Annotated in this window: 14 protein-coding genes; 6 read left to right on the top strand and 8 right to left on the bottom strand. The window is 62.2% G+C overall.

Features of this window, described 5'->3' with window-relative positions:
• Positions 1–27: 27 nt before the first annotated feature.
• The 6 genes from BFX80_RS10510 to BFX80_RS10530 form a co-directional block, all read right to left on the bottom strand.
• Positions 28–489 carry an RcnB family protein gene (locus BFX80_RS10510; protein ID WP_167593022.1) on the bottom strand — a complete coding sequence of 154 codons (462 nt, stop codon included), beginning with the start codon at positions 487–489 and terminating at the stop codon, positions 28–30.
• Positions 490–720: 231 nt separating this feature from the next.
• A complete protein-coding gene (locus BFX80_RS10515) occupies positions 721–1,239 on the bottom strand; it encodes an RcnB family protein (RefSeq protein WP_084208830.1) in 519 nt (172 codons plus the stop codon).
• A gap of 464 nt (positions 1,240–1,703) precedes the next feature.
• Positions 1,704–2,717 (bottom strand): zinc-binding alcohol dehydrogenase family protein, encoded by a 1,014-nt coding sequence (locus BFX80_RS10520; protein ID WP_084208831.1) that lies wholly within the window; start codon positions 2,715–2,717, stop codon positions 1,704–1,706.
• A 332-nt stretch (positions 2,718–3,049) separates the two neighbouring features.
• A complete protein-coding gene (locus BFX80_RS10525) occupies positions 3,050–4,240 on the bottom strand; it encodes an L-dopachrome tautomerase-related protein (RefSeq protein WP_084208832.1) in 1,191 nt (396 codons plus the stop codon).
• A 138-nt stretch (positions 4,241–4,378) separates the two neighbouring features.
• Positions 4,379–4,525, bottom strand: a complete 147-nt coding sequence (locus BFX80_RS17855; RefSeq protein ID WP_181013924.1) for a hypothetical protein — start codon at positions 4,523–4,525, stop codon at positions 4,379–4,381.
• A gap of 14 nt (positions 4,526–4,539) precedes the next feature.
• Positions 4,540–4,830, bottom strand: coding sequence for a putative quinol monooxygenase (locus BFX80_RS10530; RefSeq protein WP_024952318.1), 291 nt, complete (start codon positions 4,828–4,830; stop codon positions 4,540–4,542).
• 122 nt (positions 4,831–4,952) lie between these two features.
• Between BFX80_RS10530 and BFX80_RS10535 the strand changes: the two genes are divergently transcribed.
• On the top strand, positions 4,953–5,840 hold the full coding sequence (locus tag BFX80_RS10535; protein ID WP_084208833.1) for a LysR family transcriptional regulator: 888 nt from the start codon (positions 4,953–4,955) through the stop codon (positions 5,838–5,840).
• Positions 5,841–6,018: 178 nt separating this feature from the next.
• Here BFX80_RS10535 and BFX80_RS10540 read toward each other — a convergent pair whose 3' ends face one another.
• Both BFX80_RS10540 and BFX80_RS10545 read right to left on the bottom strand, forming a co-directional pair.
• Positions 6,019–6,336, bottom strand: coding sequence for a hypothetical protein (locus tag BFX80_RS10540; RefSeq protein ID WP_157109476.1), 318 nt, complete (start codon positions 6,334–6,336; stop codon positions 6,019–6,021).
• A gap of 383 nt (positions 6,337–6,719) precedes the next feature.
• Positions 6,720–7,058: a hypothetical protein gene (locus BFX80_RS10545; protein ID WP_084208835.1), complete on the bottom strand. Its 339-nt coding sequence runs from the start codon at positions 7,056–7,058 to the stop codon at positions 6,720–6,722.
• Between the two features lie 452 nt (positions 7,059–7,510).
• Here BFX80_RS10545 and purU point away from each other — a divergent pair, with 452 nt between their 5' ends.
• The 5 genes from purU (at position 7,511) to BFX80_RS10570 (ending at position 14,148) form a co-directional block, all read left to right on the top strand.
• On the top strand, positions 7,511–8,389 hold the full coding sequence (gene purU, locus BFX80_RS10550) for a formyltetrahydrofolate deformylase (protein ID WP_077377058.1): 879 nt from the start codon (positions 7,511–7,513) through the stop codon (positions 8,387–8,389).
• A 119-nt stretch (positions 8,390–8,508) separates the two neighbouring features.
• Positions 8,509–9,456, top strand: a complete 948-nt coding sequence (folD, locus tag BFX80_RS10555) for a bifunctional methylenetetrahydrofolate dehydrogenase/methenyltetrahydrofolate cyclohydrolase FolD (protein ID WP_084208836.1) — start codon at positions 8,509–8,511, stop codon at positions 9,454–9,456.
• Positions 9,457–9,494: 38 nt separating this feature from the next.
• Positions 9,495–10,736, top strand: a complete 1,242-nt coding sequence (locus BFX80_RS10560; protein WP_084208837.1) for an FAD-dependent oxidoreductase — start codon at positions 9,495–9,497, stop codon at positions 10,734–10,736.
• A gap of 95 nt (positions 10,737–10,831) precedes the next feature.
• Positions 10,832–11,143: a sarcosine oxidase subunit delta gene (locus BFX80_RS10565; RefSeq protein ID WP_054555966.1), complete on the top strand. Its 312-nt coding sequence runs from the start codon at positions 10,832–10,834 to the stop codon at positions 11,141–11,143.
• Positions 11,140–14,148, top strand: coding sequence for a 2Fe-2S iron-sulfur cluster-binding protein (locus BFX80_RS10570; protein WP_240499540.1), 3,009 nt, complete (start codon positions 11,140–11,142; stop codon positions 14,146–14,148). Before BFX80_RS10565 ends, BFX80_RS10570 begins: the two co-directional genes overlap by 4 nt.

A 14,148-nucleotide genomic window follows, 5' to 3' on the forward strand; every position in this document is an offset into this window, starting at 1 on the left:
GTCAATGGACTGTCAGCCCAGGCGGCATCACTGATTGAAAATGATCGCCGTGATCACACCGGTCGCGACGGCCGTCAGAACGTAGCGGCCATCCACATTCAGCCAGCGATGCCCTTCCGGCGGCCGGGACAGGTGGTGTGCCTTCCAGTCACTTACCCAGTAACGCTTGTTGCCGTAATAATCGCGCGAGACGTGGTCGCCCCGCTTCCAGTGCTGGGGCCCAGCGGAATGATGCCCCGCACGGGCCTTGCCGTGTCCTTGCGCTGCATGTTGCTGCTTGGCCTGGTGCTTCTGACCTTGCTGGTTGCCTTGATGGCTGCCTTGCTGATTGCCTTGCTGATTACCTTGCTGATTGCCTTGAGAGTGCTTGCGTTGCTGCTGATGCTGGCCTTGCCCACGATCATCACGATCATCAGGAGCCGCCTGCGCGACGGAGGCGCTCATCAGGGCAATCACCATGCTGCAGACTGTCAGGGTGCGGTTGCGCATCTTCGATCTCCTCGTCATGCCCGGGCACGTTCAACACCGGGAATTAGAAAACACTGTTCCCTAATTCTGATGACTTACGCTGCACTCTGCAAGTCTGCGCAGATTTCTTCACGTTTCCCGACAATGTGACCGAAGTTGTCGCCAAGATACCCACATATGTCGCGACTTACCGACAGAGGTACCACGAAACACGACGAGATCCTGTCACGGGTGTCATGTCAGAAGTGCGGTTCACGGCCCAAGCAGTATCTCTTCAATGGTGCCGCTCTGAATATCCGTCAGGACGAATCCGCTGCGAAGCTGGAGCCAGCGCTGACCTTCGCCAGGTTCGGGTAGCTGATGTCGCTGCCAGTCCTCCACCCAGAGCGCCTTGTCAGACGCCAAGGTATCGGGCAACTGACCGCCACGTCTGAGCAGGGGCCCAGGTGACGCTGCCTTCGTATCGGACTTTCCTGCCGGAGGAGTCTCCGGGGCGGCCTTGTCCGCAACGGCCTTGGTCGGGACAGCCTTGTCCGCAACCGCCTTGTCCGCCTGCGCTTCTGCAGCCTGGCGTTGTTTCTGAATCTGCTTCAGCTCATGCATCTGCTCGGCCTGAACGCGTTCAGCCTTGGCCTGCCCTTCTAGCGCTTCGTGCTTCTTCTTGAGCTGCTCTTCATGACTCTTGCCGTCATCCGCGGCCTCGGCCTGCACCACCGAGGCACCCAACAACGCCAACGCCAGAGTCAGCCCCGTCAATGACCACCTGTTCATGTCTTGTCTCCTCGTCAGGCTGTATGCCTCTGGCGCCCTGAGCCCGGCTCAGACAACCATGAGTGGTCCCGGGAAGCGATGTGTCAGGCCCCCTGTTCTCCCCTCTCAGCATAACGCGTCAGCAGCGCAATGTGCGGTCGGATAACTCTCATCGGAACGATCTTTTATATGCCTGACAAGCACTTGACGCCAGATATCGCCCATCTGACCCAGATGAGAGGTGATCCCCGGGATCTCGGCAACGTACTGCCGCCACTGTCTCGACTCACCCCGTGAGGCGGTCAGGGAGCCAAGGGTTGCCGTGTACGATGGCCTGCGCGCCTTCATGCGCCAGCGATGCCCGGCGCTCGTCGCTCGTCGCTCGTCGCTGACCAGGATATTGGCAGCCCCTCTCCCGGACACAGGCGTGCGACCGGTTGCCCGGCCGCACGCCTTTCACGTCACCGCCTCAGCAGTGGGTTCGATCAGAAGCCTTCAAGCACGATCTTGCCCCTGGCCTTGCCGCTTTCCAGCAAGGCATGTGCGCGCTTGAGATTTTCGGCATTGATGGTGCCGAAGGTCTCCGTTGCCGTGGAGGTGATCTTGCCAGTGTCCAGCAGACCCGCCACCTTGGTGAGGATCTCGCCCTGACGCGCGATATCAGCGGTGGTGAACAGTGAGCGAGTGAACATCAGCTCCCAGTGGATGGACACGGCCTTGCCCTTGAACGGCACCACATCGAGGGTCTGCGGATCATCGATCATGCCGAAACGCCCCTGCGGCGCGATCAACTCAGCCACTTGCGGTGCGTAGTGCTCGGAGAAATTGGTCGAGAACACGAAGGCCGGTGCACCGATGCCCAATGCCTCGATCTGCGCCGGCAACGGCTGGCTGTGGTCGATGACGTGATGCGCGCCCAGCGACGTGACCCACGCTTGGGTTTCTGGACGTGACGCGGTGGCAATGATGGTCAGATCCGTCAGTGCGCGCAGCAGCTGGATGGTGATGGAGCCCACGCCACCGGCCCCGCCGATGATCAGGATGGCACGTGCAGCGCCGGGTACCGGCTCGGTGACACGCAGGCGATCGAAGAGCATCTCGAAGCCGGTCAGCGTGGTCAGCGGCAGCGCAGCCGCCTCATGGACCTCAACGGACCTGGGCGCATGACCGACGATGCGCTCATCCACCAGATGGAATTCGCTGTTGGTGCCGGCGCGGGTGATATCGCCGGCATACCAGACCTTGTCACCTGCGGCGAAGGAAGTGACCTTGTCACCGACGGCGACGACTTCCCCTACGGCGTCCCAGCCGATGACGGCAGCTTCGCCTGCGGCCGGCTCGCGGCTCTCGCGGATCTTGTAGTCCACCGGGTTGACCGAGACAGCGGCAACCTTGACCAGCAGGTCGTGACCGGTCGCGACCGGTGTGTCCAATTCGATATCGACCAGGGCATCATCACGATCGATGGAACCGGCAGCGAAGTAACCAATGGCTTTCATCAAAGTCTCTCCTGAAGATCATGTCAGTCACGGCAGCGCTGAATGGCTTTGCCATGAAGCGATGACACCATGCTAACTCCATGGGCTGAGCGTAAAAACGACCCATATCCGCAAAGTTAATCCGGATAAAGCGGATAATGAGCAGCGAGTTTGCGGGTTGCCTCCAGGGAGACGCCAGCGGGTCGTCGGCTACAGAGGCGAGAGGCGAGAGGCAAGAGACGACAACGCAGGACGGTCATCAGACACGTCCTGCGTTGGGGAAATACGCTGACAGGCAAGACAGGGCGAAGGACTGGCCAGACAAGCCCTTCGCCTGCCGCAAGCAGAGCCTGTCAGTTGGCGGGTGTCAGCTTGAGCAGGTAGTAAGGCTTGTCGCTGCCATCGACACCCTGATTGAGCGCCGGGTGAGCATTCAGCTGATTGGTGGTGAGGTAGAGGCTGCCATCGGGCGCGAAGGCGAAGCCATCCGGCCAGCGCAGACGCTCGTCATCCTGGGCGATCACCGACATGCCCTCCGGCGATGAGAAGGTCAGTGCATTGTGCTCCGCGTCACCGGCGATGATGCCGCCGCGCTTGGCATCGAAGATGAAGCCATCATTGGGGCGCTTGGCGGCGTAAGGCGTGATGGCGCGAGCCAGTTCCGCCTGCGTGGCAGTGTCATCGGCCAGCTCAGCCGCTGGCAGGCGATAGATCTCACTGCCGTTCACGCCACCGAAATAGACGACGTCATCTTCCGGATCGAAGGCGATGGCGTTCAAGCCCAGGTACCAGGGCTTCGGCTCGCCACTCTGCTCTCCCTCGCCATCACCATCGCCCTTGGCCGCCATCAGACGCCCATTGATGACCATGTCATGCGCCACCGGCATCAGCCTTTCATCGCTCTGCAGCACACGGCGCGTCTTGCCACTGGCGATATCCACCACCACGAAGGCCGGTTTCATGTGGGAGGCGGGGGCAGTGAAGGTCATGTCCGCGATATAGATCTTGCCGCGCCTTTCATCGATGACGAAATCCTGCAGGAAGGAGATCGGCAGCACGCTGTCTCCCCCAAGCGGGATCACCTTCTTGAGCGAATCACTGCGGGTATCCCAGCCCACCAGCTTGGGCGCACTGTCCTGACTGCCCATGTCGAGCATCCATACCACGCCCTGACGGTCGGAATGTACGCCGATGATTGACGCGATGCCGACCTCGCCTTCTGCCGGGCCATCGGCCCAATCCAGGGTCGGGAATGGCACACGCTTGCCGTCCTGGGTGATCTCGACCACGCGCAGTGCCGGAGCATCGAGTGGCTGCTGGGACATGATCAGGCGGCCTTCCGGCGTGAAGGTGATGTTGCCGGGGCGGGTGTCCGAATACTCGGCAAAGGTACTGAGGGTCGCGTGGCTCCAGGCACTGGCTGCGGCGCTCTGGTGGTTGTCGGCGGAGGCTTCAGCCGTTGTGGCATCAGCCTGCACGGCAGAGGCAGCGCTGACGCCCAGCGAGGCGATGAAGATGGCAGTCTTGAGGCGAGAAAAACGCATGGGGACTCCTAGCCCGCCGGTTGGCGCTGTGCGCCGGGCCGGCAGGATCGATGAAGATGAGGTAGAGAGACTGGACGATGACGTGGTCATCGCCCGGGGGTTGTAGAGATTCAGGCGTGACGAATCAGATGAGACGAATCAGGCACGGCGACGCAGTTCATCTTCCAGTTCACTGAGACGCGGATTGCCGATGTAGAGCTGGGAGAGATCCTTGAGCGCCGCGGCGCCGATGAGCTGGCGAGCAAGCCTGTATTGCCTGCGTGGAATATCAGGACCACCTATCACCCGGAGGCCACACCTCAGGCGAAAGCCGTCATCTCTTGCAAGGTGAACTCAGTGACCGCGCCTTCTGTCGCTGCCACGTACTCTTCCAGATGCGGTGCCTGCATGTGCTGCTGCCACAGCTCACGCGAGACCCAGTTCTCGTGAAAGGTGAAATGTGCCGGATTCTCGTTGTTCTGATGCAGGGTGTAAGTGAGACAGCCTTCTTCAGCGCGGGTGATCGGCACCAGCTTGAGAAGCGCCGCCTTGACCTTCTCGATCTGGTCCGGCTTGGCGTGGATATTGGCGATGATGGTCAACTGGGACATGGAAGGAACTCCGTGATGTGTCAGGAAGGCTTGAGTTGCTCAAGCGATGTGATCATCCTAGTCACAAGCCTTGTCCGTATAAACATCACCTTTTCGCAAAGATAATTCGGAAAAACCGCACAATGCTACTGGACAACATCGCGCTGTTTCTGACCATCGTCGAGAAAGGCAGCCTGACCGCCGCGGGGCGCGAGACGGGACTGTCGCCGACGACGGTATCGGAGCGTCTGGCTTCACTTGAGGCGCACTACGGGGTGGTGCTGCTCAACCGCACCACACGTGCCATCAGCCTGACCGAAGAGGGCCGCACGCTGAGGGAAGAAGCCCGTGGTCTGCTCGACAGTGTCTCGGAGCTTGAGACCCGCATCCGCCTGGGCGCCCAGACACTCACCGGTCGAATTCGCATCAGCGCACCGAGCGATCTGGGTCGCAACGCCCTGTCACGCGCCATCACCGAATTTCAGCGTCAGCACCCCACCATCGAGATAGAGCTGCTGCTGTCGGACAGTTACATCGATATCGTCAGTCAGGGGATCGATCTTGCGCTGCGTTTCGGCACCATCATGGACAGCACGCTGCGCGTGCGTCATCTGGGCCAGAAACGCCGCCTGCTGTGTGCCTCTCCCGCCTATCTGGCGCAGCACCCCGCACCGCTGACGCCGGCCGATCTCAAGCAACACAACTGTCTGGTGATGCGCTTTGGCAAGAGCCTCGACAATGAATGGCACTTCGGCAACCACAAGGTGCCACAGATCGTCACCGTCAGCGGCAATCGCATCGCCAATGATGGGGAGCTGGTGCGTCAATGGTGTCTGGAAGGGTTTGGTATCGCCCTGAAATCGGAAGTCGACGTGGCGGATGACTTGCGCGAGGGTCGCCTCGTGGAGCTGCTGCCGGAGCACGCTGCTCCGCCCTCACCGCTTCAGCTACTGTTCCCGCCCGCCCGCGCTCAACCACGCCGCGTGCAGGCCTTCGCCCAGCATCTGGTCGAGACCTTTTCGGACCACTGATCTGCCAATGCCCGTCCGGCTCGCCCATTCTCCTCATGGCGTGCCGGGCAGAACGCACTTCCTGGCGAGAGACGACTCCTGCGCGGCCTTGGGGATCCCCCCACGAAAAAGCCCCCGCCAGCCTGAGGCTGACGGGGACTGGGTGTCACATGACTCCCCCGAATCCAGGGGGATCAGATCACTTGAACTTGTCTTCGTAGCTGGACTTGGTGGACTTGGCAGAGCTGACCTTGTCACTTGCCTTGGTCTTGGCAGAGCTGACCTTGTCACTTGTCTTGGCCTTGGCAGAGCTGGCCTTGTCACTTGCCTTGTGCTTGGCAGAGCTGGCCTTGTCACTTGCCTTGTGCTTGGCAGAGCTGACCTTGGAAGTGGCACTGTCAGTCCGGGAAGTCACCTTGGAACTGGCGTTGTCCTTGGCTGTGGTGTACTGGGACTTGGCACTGTCCTTCGCCGCATCAGTGTAGGAATTTGCCATTGCCACTGAGGAGCCAGCCATGCCCATTACCATGAGTGCTGCAATCGTCATCCTGCGCATCGTACCTACTCCTCTCTACTCGCGAATTGTCCCCTTCCTGACCTGAAGACCAGGGTCCAGGGAGACAGGGTGGTGGCACACTAACTCCTTGATATTTATGTTCGCAAGCCAGTCAGGCTCGCTTGACGAATGCTTGCATCTTGTCGAGGTGAGCGTATGAAACACGCGACGTCAGCGTCTGATCACGCACACCAGAGGCACATCGCCTGCCGCGCCAGACGGGCGTGGATCTCAAGGAGCGTGCCCGGCATGCAAAGACCCCCTGCAACCGGAGGCTTCAGGGGGTCTTGTCAACAGCGGGCAACTGCCCGACTCAAGCCGTGCCGAGCAAAAGCGTCATGCCATCAGTGGCGCTCGTTCTTGAGCACGTCTGCATAGTTCTTCTTCTGATAGCGGGAATTGGTATCGCTCGCCTTGTTGCTCGCCTTGGACCTGGCATCGCTCGCCTTGTCGCTCACCTTGGACTTGGCATCGTGGGCCTTGCTGGCAACGTGAGAGGACTTGTCAGCCACCTGCCCGGAAGCGGCCGCCTTGTGGGATTGGGCAGAGGTCCTGACGCTGTCCTTGTGCTGGGTGTACTGGGACTTGGCAGCGTGGCCATCATCAGCCGGGTTGCCGGCCATCGCTACGCTGGAACCGGCCATGCTGGCCACCATCAGTGCCGCGATCGTCAATGTGCGCATCGTGTCTACCTCATTGTCTTGCAGGAATACCGGCTCAAGAGGTCACACCTCAAGGCATACAATGAGTGCACACTAACGTGTTGATATTGCAGCCAGCAATTGCCCAACCGGGATATGACGATTCCTTTCACGTTGCTCGCAGGCTGTAGCCAACTCGAGACGAGCGTGTCTCATCAGGCACCTGTCCCACCCTCGCCCGCCTCATGGCTTTACCCTGCTCCGCGATCCCCCAAAGCGGTAAAAATTCATCAGTGAATCATTGTCTTCATTTCATGGACACTAACACCGGTCGACGCGTCGATCAGGCTTGACCCAGCGCCAGAAAAACATTGTTATTTACTTGAGAAGAAAATTAAGTCACTGACAGGAAATAACCGAATCGAAACCACGTCAGTGAATGAGATTCTTCATATCACAATAACAATGCCTTTCTGCCGACATCGGAGCCCAGAATGCCTCACGCGACCTGCACCTCAGACGATCACTTCATCCTCACCATCAGCTGCCCGGCGACGTCCGGCATCGTGGCGGCCATCACCACCTTCCTGACCACTCACGAGTGCTACATCAGTGAGCTGGCGCAGTACGATGATGAGGACAAGGGGCAGTTCTTCCTGCGCGCACGCTTCCGTTTCAACACGGGCATCGAAGGCGATATCGAGCGTATGCGTCAGGCCTTTGAAGATGTGGCGGCGCCCTTCGAGATGCAGTGGCAGATCCACGGTGGCAAGGACAAGATGCCGGTGCTGATCATGGTCTCCAAGTTCGACCATTGCCTGGATGATCTGCTCTACCACTATCGCAAGGGTGAGCTGGACATGCAGATCACCGCGGTCGTCTCCAACCACCTGGACCTGCGCCCGATGGTCGAGCGCGAAGGCATCCGCTTCGTCTACCTGCCGATCACCAAGGACACCAAGGCGCGCCAGGAAGCGGCCTTGATGGACATCGTCGAGGAAACCGGCACTCAGCTGGTGGTACTGGCGCGCTACATGCAGATTCTCTCCGATGAGCTGTGCCAGAAGCTGGCCGGGCGCGCCATCAACATCCACCACTCCTTCCTGCCGGGCTTCAAGGGCGCCAAGCCCTACCACCAGGCACACGCCCGCGGGGTCAAGCTGATCGGTGCCACCGCCCACTACGTCACGGCAGACCTCGACGAAGGGCCGATCATCGATCAGGCCGTACAGCGGGTCGAGCACAACTTCGCCCCGGATGACCTGGTCGCCGCCGGCCGCAATACCGAGACCCAGGCGCTGACCAATGCCGTGCGCTATCACATCGAACACCGCGTCTTCCTCGCCAATGATCGCACCGTGATTTTCAAGTAAGGCGTCAAATAAGTCTTCAAACAAGGCGTCAAATAAGTCTTCAAGCAAGGCGTCACAAAAGCCTTCAAGACAGACCACGCGTGAATCATCGGCCGTCACCCAAGGGAGGAAGCGCAGTCATGAATACCCAAGCGACACCCACCGCGATCGCGGACGAGACACTCGCACAGCCCACCGCCGCCGTGATCGATGGCAAGGCCGCCTCGGCGCGACTGCTGGAGGAAGTCACGGCAGAGGTTGCAAGCCTCGCGCAGCAAGGCGTGATACCGGGGCTTGCCGTCGTGCTGGTCGGCGAAGACCCGGCAAGTCAGGTGTATGTGCGCAACAAGCTCAAGCGTACCGTCGAGTGTGGCATGCAGTCCTTCGAGCACATCCTGCCCAGCGAGACCCGCGAGGCCGAGCTGCTGGCGCTGGTAGCGAAGCTCAATGCCGACGCTGATGTGCACGGCATTCTCGTCCAGCTGCCGCTGCCGTCGCATATCCAGGAAGACGCGGTGCTGGAGGCCATCGACCCTGCCAAGGACGTCGACGGCTTCCATCGCATGAACGTCGGCGCACTGGTGCAGGGGGCCGATGCCCTGGCGCCCTGCACCCCCATCGGCTGCATGCGCCTGCTGCGTGACACCTTTGCCGAGCGCGGTGGTGATCTTTCTGGCCTGCATGCGGTGATCATCGGACGCTCCAACATCGTCGGCAAGCCGATGGCCAGCCTGCTGCTGGCCGCCAACTGCAGCGTCACCCAGCTGCACTCACGCAGCCAGAATCCCGCCGAACTCTGCCGCCAGGCCGATATCGTGGTGGCCGCGGTCGGGCGCCCGAACATGATCGGCGCCGACTGGATCAAGCCCGGCGCCGTGGTCATCGATGTGGGCATCAATCGCATCGCGCAGTCCGCCGAGCAAAGCCCCACCGGCAAGGCGCGCACGCGACTGGTCGGGGATGTGGACTTCGCTGCGGTCAGCAAGATCGCGGGTGCCATCACGCCTGTCCCGGGGGGCGTCGGCCCGATGACCATCGCCTGCCTGCTTGCCAACACCCTGACTGCCGCGCGTCGCCAGTCGGCCTGAACCACTAGAGGTACGCCTGCGCGTACCGGGAGTGAATGATGCCCTTTTCTCTGCTCAAGTACGGCCTGTCCTCCGAGTATCCGGCCGAAGTCGACCTCCCACCGCCCACGGAGCTGAAGTCCCGCTACGACGTGGTCATCATCGGCGGCGGCGGACACGGCCTGGCCACCGCCTACTATCTGGCCAAGTATCACGGCATCACCAATATCGCCGTGCTGGAAAAGGCCTACCTGGGCAGCGGCAACACCGCGCGCAACACCGCGGTGATTCGCTCCAACTATCTGACCCCGGAAGGCGTGCGCTTCTACAGCGAATCGGTGCGCATGTTCCAGGGACTGTCCAACGAGTTCGACTACAACATCATGTACTCGGAACGCGGCCAACTGACCCTAGCGCATACCGACTCCACCGTGCGGGCCTTCCGCCAGCGCGCCGAGGTCAACACCCACTTCGGTGGGCGCACCGAGATGCTGGATCGCCAGCAGATCCGCGAGCTGGTACCGAGCCTGAACCTGGACCCCGGCCACCTGCCCGTCATGGCGGGCCTGTGGCATATCGATGGTGCCACTGCGCGGCACGATGCCGTCGCCTGGGGATACGCCAAGGAGGCCGCCAAGCGCGGTGTCGAGATCCACCAGCTCACCGAGGTGCAGGACCTCGTGGTCGAAGGCGGCAAGATCCGCGCGGTGAAGACCAATCGCGGCACCGTGCAATGTGGCTGCGTGGTGCAGGCGGTGGCCGGGCACAGCTCAGTGCTCGCCAGTAAGGCCGGCTTCACCATGCCCATCATCAGCTACCCGCTGCAGGCGATGGTCACCCAACCGTTCAAGCCGTTTCTCGATCCGCTGGTCAGCTCCTCGGCCCTGCACTGCTACGTGCAGCAGACCAGCCGTGGCGAGGTGGTGTTCGGCGGTGGCTCCGACCCCTACCCGCTCTACAACACCCGCTCGACGCTGGACCTCAAGGAGAGCCTGATCGCCGCGGCGCTGGAGATGTTCCCCTTCCTGTCCCAGGCCCGCCTGATGCGCCAATGGGCAGGCACAACCGACATGACCCCGGACTACAGCCCGATCATGGGCGAGAGCCCCGTCGAGAATTATTACCTGGACGCCGGCTGGGGCACCTGGGGCTTCAAGGCGACGCCGATCTGCGGCAAGACCATGGCCGAACTGGTCGCCTCCGGCGGCAAGACCCCGGACCTGATCGCCCCCTTCGCGCTGGAACGCTTCGCGCGCTTCCGTCAGGTCAACGAGATGGGCGCGACTGCCGCCAGCCACTGATGCCTCGCGACGGCTCGACCTACAAGGCTCGATGACTGCCCGGGAATGCGCACCCCACGCTGGATGTACAAGAACAACGGTCAAGGATTTCCGCGATGAAGATCATGCCCTGCCCACTCAATGGGCCCCGAAATATCAGCGAATTCGTGTATGGCGGCGAGCTTGCCGACATGCCAGACCCCGATACCTGCAGTGATCGCGAGTGGGCCGACTACGTCTTCTTCAGCGACAACACCGCCGGTGTCGTCACCGAATGGTGGATGCACGCCGCCTCCAGCTACTGGTTTCTCGCCGAGCGTCACACCGTGACCGACGAGATCCTGCGCACCTTCGATCCCTCCGAGCGCTTCACCCAGCGCGTGGAGTTTCCACTGCACACCACGGATAGCTCGGGAGAACGCGCATGAACGCCAGAGTCCCCATGACCCGAGGCGCACGTCTGCCGGCCCCGCTGGGCCGACTGATCGACCGTGACACGCCGGTGACCTTCAGCTTCGATGGTGTGAGCTACCAGGGCTTTGCCGGCGACACCATCGCCAGCGCCCTGGCCGCCAATGGCCGCTGGCTGCTGTCGCGCTCCTTCAAGTATCACCGCCCGCGCGGCGCCCTGACCTTTGCCGGCCAGGATGCCAACACCCTGGTGCAATTGCCAGATGAGCCCAACGTGCTGGGCGATGAGCGCCAGATCAGCAGCGGCTTGCAGGTCACTGCTCAGAACGTGAATGGCAGCCTGGACAATGACCGCGACATGCGTCTGGGCAAGTTCTCGAAGTTCATGCCGGTCGGCTTCTATTACCGCGCCTTCTACAAGCCCAAGGGCGTCTGGAAGTACTGGGAACCGTTGATTCGCCGCAAGGCCGGTCTGGGCACGCTGAATCTGGACGTGCGCGGCGACTACCACGACAAGGCCTATCTGTTTCATGACGTGGTGGTGGTCGGCGCAGGCCCGGCTGGCATGGCCGCGGCGCTGGCAGCCGCTGACGGTGGCGCCAGCGTGCTGCTGGTCGAACAGGGCCGTCTGCTCGGCGGCGCCTTGACCTATGCGCGCTTCGACGCCGAAGGCCTTGAGGCCAACCAGACACTGCAGACGCTGAGCGCGGCCGTCACGGCGCATCCGCGCATCGACGTGATGACCGAGGCGACCTGCAATGCCTGGTTTACTGACAACTATCTGCCAGTGATTCGCGGCAAGCGCCTCTACAAGGTGCGCGCCAAGGAATGCATTCTCGCCAGCGGCGCCTTCGATCAACCGGTGGTATTTCGCAACAACGACCTGCCGGGCATCATGCTCGCCAGCGCTGCCCAGCGCCTGATGCAGCACTACGGTGTGCGTCCGGGCAAGCAGGGCGTGGTGATCACCGGCAGCGATGATGGCTATCTGGCAGCACTCGACCTGATGGAGCACGGCGTCAACATCGTCGCCCTGCTCGACATGCGCGTCCAGCCCGATGAGGCAAGCCTTGCCGATGCGGTGCGCCACTGCGGCATCGCCCTGAAGCTCGAGCACGCCATCTTCGAGGCGCAGGCGGAGAAGTCGCTGCATCACGTCACGGGCGTCGAGGTACGCAAGATCATCGCGCGCGGCGAACTGGCCACCGAGGGAGAGGTGATCCCCTGTGATCTGGTCTGCATGACGGCGGGCTACATGCCGGTCTACCAGCTGGCCTGTCAGGCGGGCGCCAAGCTCTCCTATCTGGATGACGATGCGCGTTTCAGCCTCAGCGGCCTGCCGAAACATTTGCACATGGCAGGCTCCGCCAATGGCCTCTATCACCTCAAGGACGTGATCGCCGATGGTCAGCGTGCCGCGAGCGCCGCCCTGAACGGGCTTGCCGCGGCAGGCAAGGTCGTGGATGCCACGCTTGAGGCGAATGAGCCTGCGGCCGTCACGCCGTCACGCCCCTTCCGTCAGCATGGCTGGCCGCTGTTCGCGCACCCCAAGGGCAAGGAGTTCGTCGATCTGGATGAAGACCTGCAGATTCGCGACATCCTCAATGCCACCCGCCATGGCTATCGCGACATCCAGCTGGTCAAGCGCTTCTCGACACTGGGCATGGGTCCGTCCCAGGGCCGTCACTCGGCACTGCCGGCCGCGCGTCTGGTCGCCGAAGCCACACAGCGCAGCGTCAGCGAGACCGGCGTGACCACCGCGCGCCCGCCCTTCGTGGCCGAACCGCTGCCGCTGCTGGCCGGTCGCAGCTTCGACCCCTACCGCCAGACACCGATGCATCAGCGCCATCTAGCTCTCGGTGCCAACATGATGCCGGCCGGCCACTGGGCGCGCCCGGCCTTCTATGGCCGCCCGGAGCAGCGCAATGACGCCATGCAGACCGAGGCGCTGGCCGTGCGCAACGGCGTGGGCCTGATCGATGTCTCGACCCTCGGTGGCATCGAGCTGCGCGGGCCGGATGCCGCCGAGCTGCTCAACCGCCTCTACACCTTCGCCTTCCTCAAGCAGCCGGTGGGTCGCACACGTTACGCCACCATGGCCAACGAGCAAGGCGTGATCATCGACGATGGCGTCTCGTGCCGCCTCGGTGAGGAACACTTCTATGTCACCGCCACCACCAGCGGCGTGGACCGTGTCTACCAGCAGATGCTGAAGTGGAATGCCCAGTGGCGACTCGATGTCGATATCACCAACGTCACCGCCGCTTACTGCGCCGTCAATCTGGCCGGGCCCAAGGCCCGCGAGGTGCTGAGCAAGGTGTGTCGCGACATCGACCTGAGCCCCCAGGCCTTCCCCTATCTGGAGCTGCGCACCGGCCATCTCGAGACCGAATTGCTGGGCACGCAGGGCAGGATTCCCGCCCGCCTGCTGCGGGTCGGCTTCGTCGGTGAACTGGGCTACGAGATCCACGTGCCGAGCCGTTTCGGCGAAGCGCTGTGGGACCTGCTGATGCTGGCAGGCGAGCAGGCCGACATCCGCCCCTTCGGCGTCGAGGCCCAGCGTCTGCTGCGTCTCGAGAAAGGTCACATCATCATCGGTCAGGATACCGATGGCATGAGCCATCCCGGCGAGATCGGCCTTGAGTGGGCAGTCAGCCACAAGAAGCCCTTCTGTGTCGGCCGTCGTGCGATCGAGATTCTTGCCGCCCAGCCCCAGACCCGCAAGCTGGTCGGCTTCATGCTGCCCAAGGACAGCCCGCAACCGCTGGAAGGTCAGCTGGTGCTCAGCGGCGGGGAACAGAGCGCCGACGCCGCCAAGCCCGGTGGCGATATCACCGGCAACGTGACCTCGTGTGAATACAGCGCGACGCTGGGTGCCATCATCGGCCTGGCCTACGCCGGAATCGACAGCAGTACGCCCGGCAGCAAGATCACCATCCGCACCCAGGGCGACGTACTGGTCCAGGCCGAGGTCGTGGCACTGCCCTTCTTTGATCCCAAGTCTGCCCGCCAGGAGCTGTGA

It is taken from the genome of Cobetia marina (genome assembly GCF_001720485.1).
Taxonomy (GTDB): domain Bacteria; phylum Pseudomonadota; class Gammaproteobacteria; order Pseudomonadales; family Halomonadaceae; genus Cobetia; species Cobetia marina.

Coding starts and splice junctions, on each gene's coding strand:
- BFX80_RS10510 (WP_167593022.1), bottom strand. CDS start 489: ATGCGCAACCGCACCCTGACAGTCTGCAGCATGGTGATTGCCCTGATG.
- BFX80_RS10545 (WP_084208835.1), bottom strand. CDS start 7,058: ATGCGCACATTGACGATCGCGGCACTGATGGTGGCCAGCATGGCCGGT.
- BFX80_RS10530 (WP_024952318.1), bottom strand. CDS start 4,830: ATGTCCCAGTTGACCATCATCGCCAATATCCACGCCAAGCCGGACCAG.
- BFX80_RS10570 (WP_240499540.1), top strand. CDS start 11,140: ATGAACGCCAGAGTCCCCATGACCCGAGGCGCACGTCTGCCGGCCCCG.
- BFX80_RS10565 (WP_054555966.1), top strand. CDS start 10,832: ATGAAGATCATGCCCTGCCCACTCAATGGGCCCCGAAATATCAGCGAA.
- BFX80_RS10520 (WP_084208831.1), bottom strand. CDS start 2,717: ATGAAAGCCATTGGTTACTTCGCTGCCGGTTCCATCGATCGTGATGAT.
- BFX80_RS10540 (WP_157109476.1), bottom strand. CDS start 6,336: ATGGCTGGCTCCTCAGTGGCAATGGCAAATTCCTACACTGATGCGGCG.
- BFX80_RS10515 (WP_084208830.1), bottom strand. CDS start 1,239: ATGAACAGGTGGTCATTGACGGGGCTGACTCTGGCGTTGGCGTTGTTG.
- purU (WP_077377058.1), top strand. CDS start 7,511: ATGCCTCACGCGACCTGCACCTCAGACGATCACTTCATCCTCACCATC.
- folD (WP_084208836.1), top strand. CDS start 8,509: ATGAATACCCAAGCGACACCCACCGCGATCGCGGACGAGACACTCGCA.
- BFX80_RS10560 (WP_084208837.1), top strand. CDS start 9,495: ATGCCCTTTTCTCTGCTCAAGTACGGCCTGTCCTCCGAGTATCCGGCC.
- BFX80_RS10535 (WP_084208833.1), top strand. CDS start 4,953: ATGCTACTGGACAACATCGCGCTGTTTCTGACCATCGTCGAGAAAGGC.
- BFX80_RS10525 (WP_084208832.1), bottom strand. CDS start 4,240: ATGCGTTTTTCTCGCCTCAAGACTGCCATCTTCATCGCCTCGCTGGGC.